Below are 16,620 nucleotides of genomic sequence, written 5' to 3' on the forward strand. Positions count from 1 at the left end.
ATATTAAATAAAGATTAATTTAACTTATCGTTGAGCTGAAATAAGCTAACCTGTATGTTTCACTATACCAAGGTTAAAACAGACAATTAGTGACTTTTTATTAAGAATAAAAGGGAGAAAAATTGGCATGAAATGAACTCTCATGCCGATAATTAAAACAAGAAATTATTATAATTATTATTGTCGTCGCTAAACAAACTATTAATAAAAATTAATCAATCTGAGCAATCTTACAGTCAGCGTTAATATACTCACCTTCTTTGATTGCTTGTTTTAAAGTTCCTGAACGATGAGCAATAACGGTTACTTCCATTTTCATTGCTTCCATTATAGCAATAACTTCGCCTTCATTAACAATTTGCCCATCCTCAACGACCCATTTAAATAAGTTTCCTGAAACAGGTGATACCACAATAATATTGTTATACTTTACATCTAAATGCTCAGAACTGGCAATAGTTGCATTAGTTTGAAATGATAAGCCTGTTAGCAATTTTGATGGTAACCCCAGTTTACAGCGTTTGCCATCAATTTCTATAAAGGTATGCGTTATACTTTCTTCATTTTGCGGGATTTGTCTTTTAGCCGGTTGAATTTCATTATTAAACTCAGTTTCAATCCAACGAGTGTGTACATTAAATTGTTGGCAAAAATCTGGATGTTCAATGACCGCCTGATGAAAAGGCAACACTGAAGCCACTCCCTCTATGTTAAACTCAGTCAAAGCTCGACGTGCTCGCGCAATTGCTTGCTTACGATCATTCCCAGTAATAATAAGTTTAGCCATTAAAGAGTCGAAAGTAGCAGGAATCGTTGAACCTGTTTTAACACCACTATCTAAACGTACTCCAGGACCAGATGGCGGTTCAAATAGGCTTATCATACCTGAAGTAGGTAAAAAACCGTTACCCGCATCTTCAGCATTTATTCGGAATTCAATTGCGTGTGACCGGGGCTTCGGTGTTTGATTTATACTCAGCGGTAAACCTTGTGCGATGCGTAGTTGCTCAACAACGAGATCAACACCTGTCGTTTCTTCAGTTACAGGGTGTTCAACTTGTAAGCGCGTATTTACTTCTAAAAATGATAATTTACCTGACTGGCTTAATAAAAATTCGACAGTACCCGCTCCGACATAATTAGCTTTGACACAAATGTCTTTCGAAGCTTTAATAATTTGTTGCTCAAGTTGTTCAGTAATAAAAGGTGCAGGAGACTCTTCAATAAGTTTTTGATTACGTCTTTGCAATGAACAATCTCGTGTACCAACGACAACAACATTACCCAATGTATCAGCAAGTATCTGAGCTTCGATATGTCGAGGGTGATATAGAAATTGTTCTAAAAAACACTCTCCTCGGCCAAATGCAGCTGTCGCTTCACGTACCGCTGAGTGATAAAGCTCTTCAACTTCTTCAATTTGCCATGCAACTTTTAACCCGCGACCACCACCGCCAAAAGCAGCTTTGATCGCAATAGGTAATCCAAACTCTTGAGCAAACGCTAATACTTCTTTTACATCTTTAACTGGTTGCTTGGTGCCAGAAACTAACGGAGCACCAACAGATAGGGCTATTTGCCTTGCCTGAACTTTATCACCGAGCATTTCAATTGTTTCAGGATTTGGCCCAATCCATATTAATCCAGCTGCTTGTACCGCTTTGGCAAATTCGGCTCGTTCGGATAAAAAACCATATCCGGGATGCACCATAGTTGCACCGGATTTTTTAGCGATAGTAATTATTTTGTCAATGTTTAAATAACTTTCACTGGGTAAAGTCCCGGATAAACCATAAGCTTCATCTGCCATTTGGACATGTAATGAATCTATATCATTATCAGCATAAATAGCAATCGACTTAAAGCCCAAATCTCGACACGCACGAATAATACGAGTCGCGATTTCACCACGATTAGCAATTAACACTTTATGTGTGATTTTTTTGTAATCAGACATGATCAGAACAACTCCCAATAAATTCTTTAAACATTCCAATAGGATTAAATTTTATTTTAGCATTAACAGGAATTTGACCTGCTAAGTCTAAATGATAATTACAAACTGCACCAATGACGGGATAACCTCCTGTCAATGGATGATCATTCAAAAATAGAACTGGCTGGCCATTAGCTGGAATCTGAATTGCGCCAATACAAGTCCCTTCGCTTGGTAATTCTTGCTGGATTTTACGACTCAATGGCTCTTCACCTAATAATCGTAGCCCAATACGATTAGATGCCGGCGTAACATGCCATAGCTGTGAACAAAGCTTTGTTATCGCCTGTTGAGTAAACCAGTCAGTACGAGGGCCTAATACAATATCTAATTCAACCACATCATCTGAACTAGGATAATTAACTAAAGGTAATTGAGTTAATGATACAGCATTTAATCGTTTTTTGTGTCTAAGTGCTAAATATTGATTATTTTTCAGTGGTGAAGGTCCCACTTGTGCCAACGTGTCATATGAACAACTGGTTAGAACAGGGGCTATTTCAAATCCACCACGTACAGCAAAATAACTACGGACCCCACATTGACAATTTCCTAGCTCAATAATATCCCCTTTTTCTAATTGAATCGGCTCATACATTCTTGTGTGATATTTTTCTTGCTTAGCGGTAGTAATAGTAATGTCACATGTAGCACCAGTTACAGCAACTAGCATGGCGCTGTTTATCTGTGCCTTAAATCCACCTTGAGTGATTTCTAAAGCCGGAGTGTTGATTGAATTACCGACTACTCGATTCACGCAATGTAGCGCACTTTTATCCATAGCTCCGGACTCGGAAATGCCTAATGCTGCTTGACCAATTCGACCATCATCTTGCCATAATGTTTGTAAGCCAGTCTGTAGAATTTTAATATCGTGTTGTAGATGATCGGTTTCTTCGACTTTTTTAGATATCGGTAATGAGTATATTTTCCCAGACTTACTGGCATCAATAAAATTAACTCGACTACCGGGCTTTAGTAATGCAGGTTCTTTTCGATGTAGATCCCATACCGCAACATGAGTAATTCCAATTAATTGCCACCCACCAGGACTAGTCTTTGGATAAATACTGCTAAATTCTCCGGCTAAGGCTACCGAACCAGCCGGAATGCGGATACGAGGTGATTGGCGACGTGGCACATTAAGATTAGCGCCTTTTGATACCATATAAGCAAAACCAGGCGCAAAGCCACAAAAAGCGACTTGATATTCGTGCTCAGTGTGTCGCTCAATAACTTCACTAATCGTGATACCTAAATAATTAGCAACGTCCGCTAAATCCTCGCCTTGATACTGTACAGGTATAGTAATTAACTCACCTGAAGGCATGACTCCCGCTGAAATATCAAGTGTTGCAACATGTTTGGCAATTGTAGAGGCATTAGTAAGAACCGGATTGAAACGAATCAATATCGTTCTCGCTGCTGGCACAATTTCTTCGATATGCCATTGTTTGAACATATTATGCAATAGATCAGTTAACGCCATTGTTTGTTCAAGGCTATTTAGTTCTACCATTAGTGCATCTAAATTAACCGGTAAAAAACGCATCATACACTCCTAGTGCCTAAAACTGAAAATCCATCAAGAATTAAAAGCCAAAATATATAAGGTCGCAGTTGAGATACCTTAAGGAATCTAACCATAAATAATCTAAACAAACGAAGAAACAGTTATACCATTTTGTTGAAATTTATCACGAACACTTTGCGCTATCGCTAACGCAGCAGGACTATCGCCATGAACACAAATCGAACTGGCATCAATCGAAACAAATTTTCCCTCAATTGACATCAGACCACCTTCATTCACCAATTGTAACATACGTTCGGCTACTAATTGAGGATCATGCAACACAGCGCCTTTTTCATGGCGAGAAACTAAAGTTCCATTAGCATGATATGCACGATCAGCAAACGCTTCGGCTACAACATTTAAACCATTTTCCTTTGCCCAATTAATAAGGGGAGATCCAGCCAGAGCCACCAGAACAAGATTAGCATCAAGTGAACAAATAGCATCAATGACAGCCATTGCCTGACGCTTATCATGCGCCATAGTATTATACAATGCCCCATGGGGTTTTACATAGTCAACGCTGGCACCAATTGAAGTTGCTAATCCTTTGAGCGCACCAATTTGATAAATCACATCAGCGGTTAATTCGTCTGATGCAATATCCATATTACGCCGACCAAACCCGACTAAATCAGGATAAGCGACATGTGCACCGATCTTAACATTATTGGCTTTAGCAGCTTTAAGCGTCTTTAAAATTCCTTCCGGGGATCCTGCATGAAAACCACATGCTACATTGGCACTACTGACAATTTTGAGTATCGCTTCATCATTACCCATTTTCCATTGACCAAAACTCTCACCAAGATCACTATTTAAATCTATCAATTTATTAACTGGCATGCTGATCCTTTATTTTAAATAATTAAAGATAGTTACAACTGACATTGCGCCCATATACCAAGTCATAATACAAACAATTAAACCAGACCATAATAACCATCTAGGATAATGATAGCCAGACATAAGATCGGATCGCTTCCAACCAATATAAATAAATATTGTTAAGCCTAGTGGTAAGACTAAACCATTAAAACCACCGGCAAAAACCAATAATGCAACAGGTGCAGTGCCCATTATTAAATAGACAGCCAAAGAGCTGATAATAAATACAATGGTAGCCATTTGACGTTGTTTTTTCGTAATGTTACGTTTAAACGGTGTGATAAATGTCATTGAAGTATAAGCTGCTCCAATAATACTGGTTAATGCCGCAGCCCATAGTATTAAGCCAAAAATACGCAAACCAAGCTCACCTAAAGCAGCTTGAAAAGCCTGCGATGCAGGATTGGCAGCGTAACTTGAAATATCGATTGTCACCCCACTTGCCACAACGCCTAAAATTGCTAAAAACAAAATGTAACGCATAATGCCAACAACAATTATACCTCGGGTTGCCGCCGTCGATACTGGCTTAATATTATGCACACCACCCATATTTTTATCCAACAAACGATGTGCGCCGGCATAAGAAATATAACCCCCGACAGTACCACCTACAATGGTTGTAATCGATGCAAAATCAATATTACTAGGAAAGACTGTTTGCGTTAAAGCTTGCCCGATTGGCGGATGCGCTGCAAAGAGCACAAATAATGTTAAGCCAATCATTAATAATCCTAAACCTATCATTAATCGATCAATAAAATGACTGGCCTTACTTGATGAAAAGATATAAACAGCCAATAAAGCACTTATTGCCCCACCCCATTTAGGATCAAGACCCACCAGTGCATTTAAGCCAAGACCTGCTCCAGCGATGTTACCAATATTAAAAACCAAGCCACCAAATATCACCAACACAGCCAATAGGTAACCACTACCGGGAATTGTCGCGTTAGCAATATCTGAAGAGTACATTTTAGTTAACGATACCACTCGCCAAATATTTTGTTGCACAACAAAATCAATAATAATTGATGCCAAAATTCCGAATCCAAAAGCACTACCTAATGTTACGGTAAAAGTGGCGGTTTGAGTGATAAAACCAGGGCCTATAGCCGAGGTTGCCATTAAAAAAATAGCACTGATTAAAGAAGCCCGACGATTTTTTACAAAAGCGGCTGCACTATGGCTATTTTGATTTTCCATATGCCTGTTCCTTCTATAGTTGCTTTGCTTGTTAACAAATAATTGCAATTACCATACCATAGTTATCGCCAATAACTATGAAAATGGTTAACAATGAGTATTGATATAAATTATTAACCACATTGAAGGAATTAACAGCATTTATTAGCTAAAAAACATTCCAAACACTCAATGAAAGCCTACAAAACAGTTTAATTGTAGCCCTGAAAAGCGGCAATAAATATCATTATTTAAATTTTGGTGCAATATTGCTTGTAGAAAGTGCAAAGTAATTTTTTATAACTTTACTCATCCGAAAAGTTATTATAGAAACTTCCCTCAAAAAAACCAGTTTCGAATGTTCATATATTGAAAATTAATAGACAAAATTAATTCAACTATCATTTTTATAATCACTATTCAGAAAGGCTTACACACTACCCCTAAAGTACTCGAAAGAGACATGATGTGAAATTAATGCAAAAAATCATCTCATTTCATCTAAGTGTTTCCAGGAAACCTCGAAAATAATGGTCGTTTTTATAATCAAAATTTTATACACTCAAAAAGTTGTATTAATGACTATTTATATATCTATAAGAACTAAACAAAAATTATAATTAAGGAATATAGGAAATGAAATATTATCTGGAGTTTAAAGATACATTATCAAACAAATTTTGGTATATCACCCAACAAGACGAATCCCTAACAATCGTATTTGGTAAGATAGGTACAAAAGGACAAACACAAGTTAAAACGTTTTCATCGCCTTACGATGCGGAAAAAGAAGCCAACAAACTGATCAAATCGAAAATCAAAAAGGGCTATGAGGAAAAAGCGATCCCACCAACGCTTGAACAATCAACCTGCACAGAAAAAACAATCATCAAAATGGCCGACGCCCCAAAACCGAAATACCACCCAAAACCCATTCCACCCAAAGATGTGATTGATGATGGTGAAAAAAAACCGTGGAGGAATCTTGTAGCATTTGATTTTGAAGAGTTACGTAAGGTTCCGCCTAAAGAAGTTGTTCCAGTTAAACAACCACCAAAACAAAGTAATACTTCAATTAAAAAAGAGACTTTAACCAAAACACCACAAGAACAAGAATTTGATAATTTAAAAATATTGTTACGAAGTTATATAAAGCAAGGTGTGCAGTTCGATATTGAAGCGACATTTGAACAATTAAAAGCATTAAGCCCCAGCAATAATGAATTTCAAATTTTCATCAAAGATATGCTTCAAATGATATTTTCAAAATTTATGAAGAAAATATCACCTATTCACTTTGATTGCATTCCTTATCTTTTGAGAATCAGAGATCCAGAAATTCTCTTCCAAGAAATCTTTGCGCAAGGTGTGATGAAATATATTTATGACCGTTATCAGACTCATTCCGAATCAATCCATCAGCTGGCTGAACAATATCTTACCGATTATCCGGTACAAATGGTGGATAAAATAGTTAACGGATTACAGCACATTTTTGATACTACCCAAACAGAAGACGAAAAAAATACTCCAGCTGACAAGTTACCTGAAAATGTTTGTGGCTTTAATATTACCTTTGATTATAAAAAGCTGGAAATATATGCTTTATTCAATGAGCGAAGTTACCAATGCTATTATTCAGAAAATCTAAATGAGCTAGAATATGATGGGACTAGTTATGGCGTTGAGATAAATAATCAATATTTTGTTCCATTACTTACCGAAAAACTCCAGAAAATGCTGGATGATGGTTTTTTTGGTGATATGACTAATAAATATTTCAAAATTGCCCTTTTCCAAAAAGATAATATTATTATTGAAATACCACTAGAGCAAACTTACAGCCAAACAAAGATACTTGAGCTTGAAAGCGACCTAAAATATCTCGAGCAATCAGATGAATATTATGCAGATTTGCTAACTGACACGATTGACGAATATTTTGCCTATAATGGCATTATTGATAATTATGATACCGATAGAATTTTAGCATTACTAAAAAAATATCTTTATTCAGGTGAGAAAGAGGCTGAATCTACAGGGCGTTCTCTGTTAAGGAAACACATCCATGTTGATTTTAAAAAATGGTGGTTAGTTTATTTACAGTTTAAATGGGAAAATTTTGGATTTAAATATGCTGATATACATATTCAAGACTTAGTTGATAAAGGATATGAACCAGCAATTCTACAAAAACAAGAGTGGGATAAGCTGGGCATTATTGATAGCAAGTCAGAAAAAAAAGACGATTCACGCTATCAATCAGCAACCGAACGTTTTTATAATACTTTTACTGAAAATGATGTTTTTTGTGAAACTGATACTATTATCGCCAGAGCCATGCCAACAGGCGGTGAAATTTACTTACGCTTTAAACAAGAAAGTGAACAGGCATATTCCGATGCGCTTGATTATTTAAATGGAATAATGGCAAAAGGTTATTCAGAAATATTTCAGGGGCATTGGCTTCATATTTATTTTGTTGCCAAGCCTAAATACTATTCTGAATTTGCTAAATATGTTGAAGACTTTGAATACCTTAAAGACATTGAAGAATCAGAACTAGGGCTAGCGATAGGAGGTATAGTCTGTGGTTCACATGCCTTTTTCCGCAAAGCAGTGATGTACGAAAGTTTACATGATAAAATAAGAGAGTTTGTTGACTTAACCATGTATCAAGATCATAAAAGTTTTGAAATACAAGATGAAAGTTCAGTCGCCGGGACATTCGCCGCCATAGCCTTAGCAATGACGGATGTAAAACATATGGATTTGGCTATTAAATTTGCTAATGAAATCGATAGTTACTATGAAGATTTGGCTAGTAATTTTGGTATTGTTCTTGAAAAATATTGGGGCATTACGCCCGAAACAGCGGTTGCGATTGCGTTATTGCAATTAAGTTATGAGTGTCATACGGCTAAATTATCTAGTCAATTTTATAAAATTCCGCAAAATTTAGCTAGTTTGACGGATTATTACAGAAGGAATGAGCCAAAAAACCCAAATTGTAAATTGACTAATTTAGTAATAGAACTTTTTGATAATTATAAACCTAGTTATGCTCTTAAAAAGTTAAAAAAATTATTTAATAATGCGACTGATCCGCAAGAAAAACTGATATACGCAGATTTTCATAATTTAGTTATAGAAGCTCTTGAGGAAGAAGGAGAAGTTAGCGGTCAACCAATTATCTATAATCTCCCTCCTAAATATGAAAACGATTCCAAACCGTTAACAATAGTTGACCAAAATTTTATCGAAAATCCACCTTGTGTCATTACGCCATTGGAAGCTAAAAAGCGTGGGTTTAATGTTAGAGAATTGGAAACTTATGATTCCTCATGGAGAGCAGTTATTTTTGCGCCATTAACGATAACTAATCCTTACATTTTCGATGCTATTATCCAATATTGTAAGGTGCAAAATGACATAGGTACTCGCTCTGTTATCCTTTGGGGCGCTGAACAGGCATACTGTTTTGGTAAAAAGGTTGTGATTGATTTTAGTGGCACACCCTATCAAGTGGGTATGGGAATTTATGGTATAAATCAAGCTCAGCTAATTTATGGTGTAATGGATTTTGCTAAGATTGCTGTTGCAATGAACAAACAAGCGCCCGATAAAGAAAAATTATTCGCACTGCGAAAACAATATTATTATTTCGATAGTCCAAAAGGGAGTCCTGTTATTGATAAATCTAAGCCTGGTATGATGTATTTGGATGAAGCTTTAGCAGCTGGGGTTTTTGAGGATGATAATTATCGGGCAATCAAACAGCTTGAAAAAATCACCCCAGATATGGGCGAAGTCTATGATGCCTCACTGCTGTTTATGGCATATATACAGCAGAAAAAACTAGATTATGCCATGGAGAAACTGCAAAGAAAACTCGATACTACTGAACTAAAACAGGTGTACCAAACAGCACAAAAACGCCTGCCACAATATCAAGAATACTGGCAGGAAAAGTTAGCCAAATTATAATTAATAAAAAGGCTTACTAATTGGGGCTTAAGCCCCAATTAACAGGATAAATTCAAATTATTCTAATAAATATAAAAAAGATAAGTATTAGGAAAACATAACACAATGAAAAAGTATTTAGAATATAGCGATCTACAGTCAAACAAATTTTGGTATATCACCCAACAAAACGAATCACTAACCATAGTATTCGGCAAGATAGGGACAAAAGGACAAACACAAGTTAAAACGTTTTCTTCGCCTGCCGATGCGGAAAAAGAAGCCAACAAACTGATAAAATCGAAAATCAAAAAGGGATATGAGGAAAAAGCAATTCCACCAACGCTTGAACAATCAACCTGCACAGAAAAAACAATCATCAAAATGCCTGATGCCCCAAAACCAAAACAACACCCCAAACCCATTCCACCCAAAGATGTGATTGATGATGGTAAAGAAAAACCGTGGTTTAATCTTCAAGGATGGTCATATGGAGGTCGATCTAATCCATTTGGTTTTGAAGAGTTACGTAAGATGTCGTCTGAAAAAGTTACTCCTATTCAGCCACAACCAAAAGAAATTCATGCCTCGATTAAAAAAGAGACTGCCATCAAAACACCACAAGAACAAAAATTTGATAATTTAAAATTATTGTTACGAGGTTATATAAAGCAAGGTGAGCAGTTTGATATCGAAGCGACGTTTGAACAATTAAAAGCATTAAGCCCAAGCAATAATGAATTTCAAATTTTTATTAAAGAGATGCTTCTGCTCATTTTTTCAAAATTTATCAAGAATATTTCGCCTATTCACTTTGATTGCATTACGTATTTCTTGAGAATCAAAGATCCAAAAATTACTTTTAGCGGGCTCTTTGCTGAAGGAGTAATGAAATATATTTATAGCCACTACAAGACTCGCTCTGAATCAATCCATAGTCTGGCGGAACAATATCTTACCGATTATTCGGTACAAATGGTAACTAAAATAGTTAACGCATTACAATGCATTGTGAATACTATCCGAGCAGGTGGCGCAGATAATATCCCAGCTTACAAATTACCGAATCAAATTGATGGTTTTTATATTACTTTTGATTATAAAAATCGGGGAATGGATAAATTTCTAGAAATAAATTCTTTAACATATAAATGCAATCAAAAAACATATTATTCAGAAAATATAAATGAGCTTGAATATGATCCGGAAAGTTATTGTGATCAAATAAATAATCAATATTTTTTTCCACTACTTGCCGAAAAACTCCAAAAAATGCTAAATGATGGTTTTTTTGATGGTATAACTGATAATTATTTTAACATTGTAGTTCGTCAAATAAACAATATCATTATTGAAACACCACTTGAACCAAACTATCGACAAACAAGGCTATTTGAGCTTGAAAGAGACCTAAAATATCTGGAGCAATCAGATGAATATGATGCAGATTTGTTAACTAATACTGTTGATAAATATTTTGCTTTTGATGGTATTGTAAGAAAACATGATACCGATAGAATTTTAGTGTTACTAAAAAAATATCTTTATTCGGGTGAAAAAGAGGCTGAATCGAAAGGACGTTCTCTGTTAAGGAAATACGAAGATTTTGATTATAACAAATGGCGTTTAGTTGATTTACAGTTTGAATGGGCAAATTTTGAATTTAAATATGCTGATATCTATATTAAAGACTTAGTTGATAAAGGATATGAGCCAGCAATTATTCAAAAACAAGCGTGGGAACAGCAGCTCATTAATGATTGCAAGCCAGAAAAAAAAGACGATTTAAGTAATCAATCAGAAACGGAGCGTTTTTATCATACTTTTTCTGAAAATGATATATTTTGTGAAACTGACACTATTATCGCCAGAGCCATGCCAACGGACGGTGAAATTTATTTACGCTTTAAACAAGAAAGCGAGCAGGCATATTCAGATGCACTTGATTATTTAAATGGCTTAATGAAAAAAGGTTATTCAAAAATATTTAAAGGGTATTGGCTTAGGATTTATTTTATTGCTAAACCAGAATACTATCCTGAATTAGCCAAGATTATTGAAGAATTTGAAACATTAGCCAGTGATTCACATGCCTTTTTCCGCAAAGCAGCGATGTACGAAAGTTTACATGATAAAATACGAGAATTTATTGAATTAACAATGGAGGTATCTCATTGTTGTTTAGATCTCCAAGATGAAGATAATTCTGTCGCTGGGACATTTGCTGCTATTGCCTTGGCGATGACGGATGTGAAACATATGGATATGGCAATTAAATTTGCGCTTGAGACCGACGATGAACACGATTTTTTTGCAAGTTATTTTGGTGGTGTTCTTGAAAAATATTGGGGTATTACGCCTGAAACAGCAGTTGCGATTGCATTATTGCAGTTAAGTCAACAAGATCCCCCTGATTTATCCAGTCAATTTTATAAAATACCGCAAAATCTTGCTGAGCTAGCTGATTATTTTAATAGCTGCGATTTCCCTTTTAAAAGTCGCAAAATTATTACCTTGGTAGAATGTCTTTGGGGAGATGGCAAATATAGCTTGAAGAAGTTAAAAAATTTGTTCAATCGTGCTACTGATCCTTTAGCAAAAGAGATTTATGCTGATTTTCATAATTTAGTTTTAGACGCTCTTGAGGAAGAAAGAGAAGATAGTGGTCAACCAATTATCTATAATCTCCCACCTAAATATGAAAGTGAATCTGAACCGTTAACAATAGTTGACCAAGATTTTATTGAAAATCCACCTTGTATCATTACACCATTGCAAGCTAAAAAGCGCGGGTTTGATGTTAGAGAATTGGAAACTTATGATTCCCCATGGAGAGCAGTAATTTTTGCGCCATTAACGATAACTAATCCCTATATTTTCGACGCTATTATCCAATTTCATAAAGTGCAAAATAACATAGGTGTCCGCTCTGTTATCATTTGGGGCACTGAACAAGCGTACTGTTTTGGTAAAAGGGTCGTGATTGATTTTAGTGGCACCCCTTATCAAGTGGGTATGGGAATTTATGGTAAAAACCAAGCTCAGCTAATTTATGGTGTAATGGATTTTGCTAAGATTGCTGTTGCAATGAATAGACAAGCCCCCGATACGGAAAAATTATTCGCACTGCGAAAACAACACTATTACTTTGACAGTCCCAAAGGAAGCCCAAACATTGATAAATCCAAGCCCGGTATAATGCATTTGGATGGGGCTTTAGCCGCCGGGATTTATAAGGATGATAATTATCGGGCAATCAAGCAGCTTGAAAAAATCACCCCGGATATGGGCGAAGTGTATGATGCCTCACTACTGTTTAGGGCATACATGATGCAGAAAAAACTAGATTATGCCATGGGGAAACTGCACAAAAAACTCGATAATAGTGAACTAAAACAGGTGTACCAAACAGCACAAAAACGCCTGCCACAATATCAAGAATACTGGCAGGAAAAGTTAGCAAAATTATAAAAAGGGGCTTATGCCCCAAAACAATAGTATAAATTTAATTTATTCTGATAAATATAATAAATAAGATAAATATAATAAATAAGATAAATATAAGGAAAACATAACACAATGAAAAAGTATCTAGAATATAGCGATCTACAGTCAAACAAATTTTGGTATATCACCCAACAAAACGAATCACTAACCATAGTATTCGGCAAGATAGGGACAAAAGGACAAACACAAGTTAAAACGTTTTCTTCGCCTGCCGATGCGGAAAAAGAAGCCAACAAACTGATAAAATCGAAAATCAAAAAGGGATATGAGGAAAAAGCAATCCCACCAACGCTTGAACAATCAACCTGCACAGAAAAAACAATCATCAAAATGCCCGACGCCCCAAAACCGAAATATCACCCAAAACCCACACCACCCAAAGATGTGATTGATGACGGTAAAGAAAAACCATGGTTTGATCTTGATGAATGGGCAGATGAAGGTAAACCTAACCCATTTGATTTTGATGAGTTACGTAAAGTTCCGCCTAAAAAAGTTGCTCCAGTTAAACAACCACCAAAACAAAGTAATGCCCCGATTAAAAAAGAGACAGTCACCAAAACACCACAAGAACAAGAATTTGATAACTTAAAAGTTTTATTACGGAAATATATAAAGCAAGGTGAGCAGTTCGATATCGAAGCGACGTTTGAACAATTAAAAGTGTTGAGTCCAAGTACTAAGGTATTTCAAACGTTAGTTAAAGATACTCTTGAAGTTATTTTTTCAAAATTCATCAACAAAATATCCCCAATGCATTTTGATTGTATAACTTATCTTCTAACAATCAAAGATCCCAATATTGTAGTGAAAGAATTTTATGCTCAAGGAGCATTAAAATATATTTATGACAATTATCAAACCCGTCCCGATTCAATTCATCGCCTGGCTGAAGAATATCTTAACGATTATCCAGTACAAATGGCAGACAAAATAGCCAGCACGTTACAACACATTGTTGACACTATTCGAGTTGGTGGTGAAGATAATATTCCAGCTTTTAAATTACCAAATCATACTTATGGTTTTTATATTACCTTCGATGAAAAATATCTGAAAATATACCCTTTAAATCGAGATAGAGACCCAAAAAGTTATCAATCATTTGCTATTAGTGATATTGAGTATAATGAGCCTCAATATAGTGATCAGATAAATAATCAATATTTTACCCCACTACTTACCGAAAAACTCCATAAAATGCTGGATAATGGTTTTTTTGAAGGTATTACTGATCATTATTTTAGAATTGCTTTCTGCAATAAGGACAATATTTTTATCGAAACACCAATAGAACAAACCTACCGACAAACAAAGATACTTGAGCTTGAAAGCGACCTAAAATATCTCGAACAATCAGATGAATATGATGTAGATTTGCTAACTGACACTGTAGAAGAATATTTTGCTTATAATAGGATCATTGAGCAATACGATACCGATAGAATTTTAGCATTATTAAAAAAATATCTTTATTCAGGTGAAAAAGAGGCTGAATCTACAGGGCGTTCTCTGTTAAGGAAACACATCCATGTTGATTTTAAAAAATGGTGGTTAGTTTATTTACAGTTTAAATGGGAAAATTTTGGATTTAAATATGCTGATATATATATTCAAGACTTAGTTGATAAAGGATATGAACCAGCAATTCTACAAAAACAAGCGTGGGATAAGCTGGGCATTAGAGATAGCAAGCCAGGAAAAAAAGACGATTCAGACAATCAGTCAGAAACCGAACGTTTTTATGATACTTTTACTGAAACTGATGTTTTTTGTGAAACTGAAACCATTATCGCCAGAGCCATGCCAACGGGTGGTGAAATTTACTTACGCTTTAAACAAGAAAGTGAACAGGCATATTCCGATGCGCTTGATTATTTAAATAACTTAATGGCAAAAGGTTATTCAAATATATTTGAGGGGCATTGGCTTAATATTTATTTTGTTGCCAAGCCTGAATACTATTCTGAATTTGCTAAATACATTGAAGACTATGAGGACTTTGAAGAATATGAGCTAGGTATGGGAATAGCTTGCTGTTCACATGTCTTTTTCCGTAAAGCAGCCATGTACGAAAGTTTACATGATAAAATAAGAGAGTTTGTTAACTTAACCATGTATGAATTTCATCATAGCAGAGATCTACAAGATGAGAATAATTCAGTCGCCGGGACATTTGCTGCTATTGCCCTGGCAATGACGGATGTAAAACATATGGATTTGGCAATTAAATTTGCAAATGAAACTGATGGTGACCATGAATATTTGGCAAGTTATTTTGGCATTGTTCTTGAAAAATATTGGGGTATTACGCCCGAAACTGCGGTTGCGATTGCTTTATTGCAATTAACTCATTGTCAATTTATATCTGAATTATCCAGTCAATTTTATAAAATTCCGCAAAATTTAGCTAGTTTGACGGATTATTACAGAAATAACGAGCCCAAAAATCCATATTGTAAATTGACTTATTTAGTGGAATATCTTTTTGGTGAACCTAGTGATAGTCTCAAAAAGTTAAAAGAATTATTTAATAATGCGACTGATCCACAAGAAAAATTGATATACGCAGATTTCCATAATTTAGTCCTAGAAGCTCTTAAGAAAGAAGGAGAAGGTAGCGGTCAGCCAATTATTTATAATATCTCACCTAAACCAGAAAGCGATTCCGAACCGTTAATTATTAATGAGCAAGATTTTATCGAAAATCCACCTTGTATCATTACACCATTGCAAGCTAAAAAACGCGGGTTTGATGTTAGAGAATTGGAAACTTATGATTCCCCATGGAGAGCAGTTATTTTTGCGCCATTAACAATAACTAATCCCTACATTTTCGACGCTATTATCCAATTTCATAAAGTGCAAAATAACATAGGTGTCCGCTCTGTTATCATTTGGGGCACTGAACAAGCCTACTGTTTTGGTAAAAAAGTCGTGATTGATTTCAGTGGCACCCCCTATCAAGTGGGTATGGGAATTTATGCTAAAAACCAAGCTCAGCTAATTTATGGAGTAATGGATTTTGCAAAGATTGCTGTTGCAATGAACAAACAAGCGCCCGATAAAGAAAAATTATACGCACTGCGAAAACAATACTATTACTTTGATAGTCCAAAAGGAAGCCCAAACATTGATAAATCTAAGCCCGGTATAATGTATTTAGATGAGGCTTTAGGAGCCGGGATTTATAAGGATGATAATTATCGGGCAATCAAACAGCTTGAAAAAATCACACCGGATATGGGCGAAGTCTATGATGCCTCACTATTGTTTATGGCATATATGCAGCAGAAAAAACTAGATTATGCCATGGAGACACTACAAAGAAAACTCGATACTACTGAACTAAAACAGGTGTACCAAACAGCACAAAAACGCCTGCCACAATATCAAGAATATTGGCAGGAAAAGTTAGCGGAATTATAAAAAATAAAATCATAAAAAGGGGCTTATGCCCCAATAAACAGGATAAATTCAAATTATTCTGATAAATATAAAA

7 protein-coding genes are annotated in these 16,620 nt (G+C 35.5%); 3 read left to right on the forward strand and 4 right to left on the reverse strand.

Going from position 1 to position 16,620, the window contains the following annotated elements:
• Positions 1-211: 211 nt before the first annotated feature.
• From J3U74_RS03905 to J3U74_RS03920, 4 genes are all read right to left on the reverse strand, one after another.
• Positions 212-1,957 carry an acetyl/propionyl/methylcrotonyl-CoA carboxylase subunit alpha gene (locus J3U74_RS03905; RefSeq protein WP_267328698.1) on the reverse strand — a complete coding sequence of 582 codons (1,746 nt, stop codon included), beginning with the start codon at positions 1,955-1,957 and terminating at the stop codon, positions 212-214.
• The gene (locus J3U74_RS03910) at positions 1,950-3,548 is read right to left on the reverse strand and encodes a 5-oxoprolinase/urea amidolyase family protein (RefSeq protein ID WP_416379759.1); all 1,599 of its coding nucleotides are present in this window, start codon (positions 3,546-3,548) and stop codon (positions 1,950-1,952) included. Before J3U74_RS03910 ends, J3U74_RS03905 begins: the two co-directional genes overlap by 8 nt.
• A gap of 102 nt (positions 3,549-3,650) precedes the next feature.
• Positions 3,651-4,418: a LamB/YcsF family protein gene (locus tag J3U74_RS03915; protein ID WP_267328696.1), complete on the reverse strand. Its 768-nt coding sequence runs from the start codon at positions 4,416-4,418 to the stop codon at positions 3,651-3,653.
• A gap of 9 nt (positions 4,419-4,427) precedes the next feature.
• A complete protein-coding gene (locus tag J3U74_RS03920; RefSeq protein WP_220219196.1) occupies positions 4,428-5,666 on the reverse strand; it encodes an NRAMP family divalent metal transporter in 1,239 nt (412 codons plus the stop codon).
• 615 nt (positions 5,667-6,281) lie between these two features.
• On the opposite strand from J3U74_RS03920, the gene J3U74_RS03925 reads away from it, so the two are divergent.
• From J3U74_RS03925 to J3U74_RS03935, 3 genes are all read left to right on the forward strand, one after another.
• Positions 6,282-9,632 carry a WGR domain-containing protein gene (locus tag J3U74_RS03925; protein ID WP_267337938.1) on the forward strand — a complete coding sequence of 1,117 codons (3,351 nt, stop codon included), beginning with the start codon at positions 6,282-6,284 and terminating at the stop codon, positions 9,630-9,632.
• A 105-nt stretch (positions 9,633-9,737) separates the two neighbouring features.
• Positions 9,738-13,082 carry a DUF6138 family protein gene (locus J3U74_RS03930; RefSeq protein WP_267337939.1) on the forward strand — a complete coding sequence of 1,115 codons (3,345 nt, stop codon included), beginning with the start codon at positions 9,738-9,740 and terminating at the stop codon, positions 13,080-13,082.
• A 108-nt stretch (positions 13,083-13,190) separates the two neighbouring features.
• On the forward strand, positions 13,191-16,547 hold the full coding sequence (locus tag J3U74_RS03935; RefSeq protein ID WP_267337940.1) for a DUF6138 family protein: 3,357 nt from the start codon (positions 13,191-13,193) through the stop codon (positions 16,545-16,547).
• Positions 16,548-16,620: the final 73 nt, after the last annotated feature.

Origin of the sequence: Gilliamella sp. B3892 (genome assembly GCF_026536305.1) — a bacterium.
In the GTDB taxonomy this organism is placed as follows: domain Bacteria; phylum Pseudomonadota; class Gammaproteobacteria; order Enterobacterales; family Orbaceae; genus Gilliamella.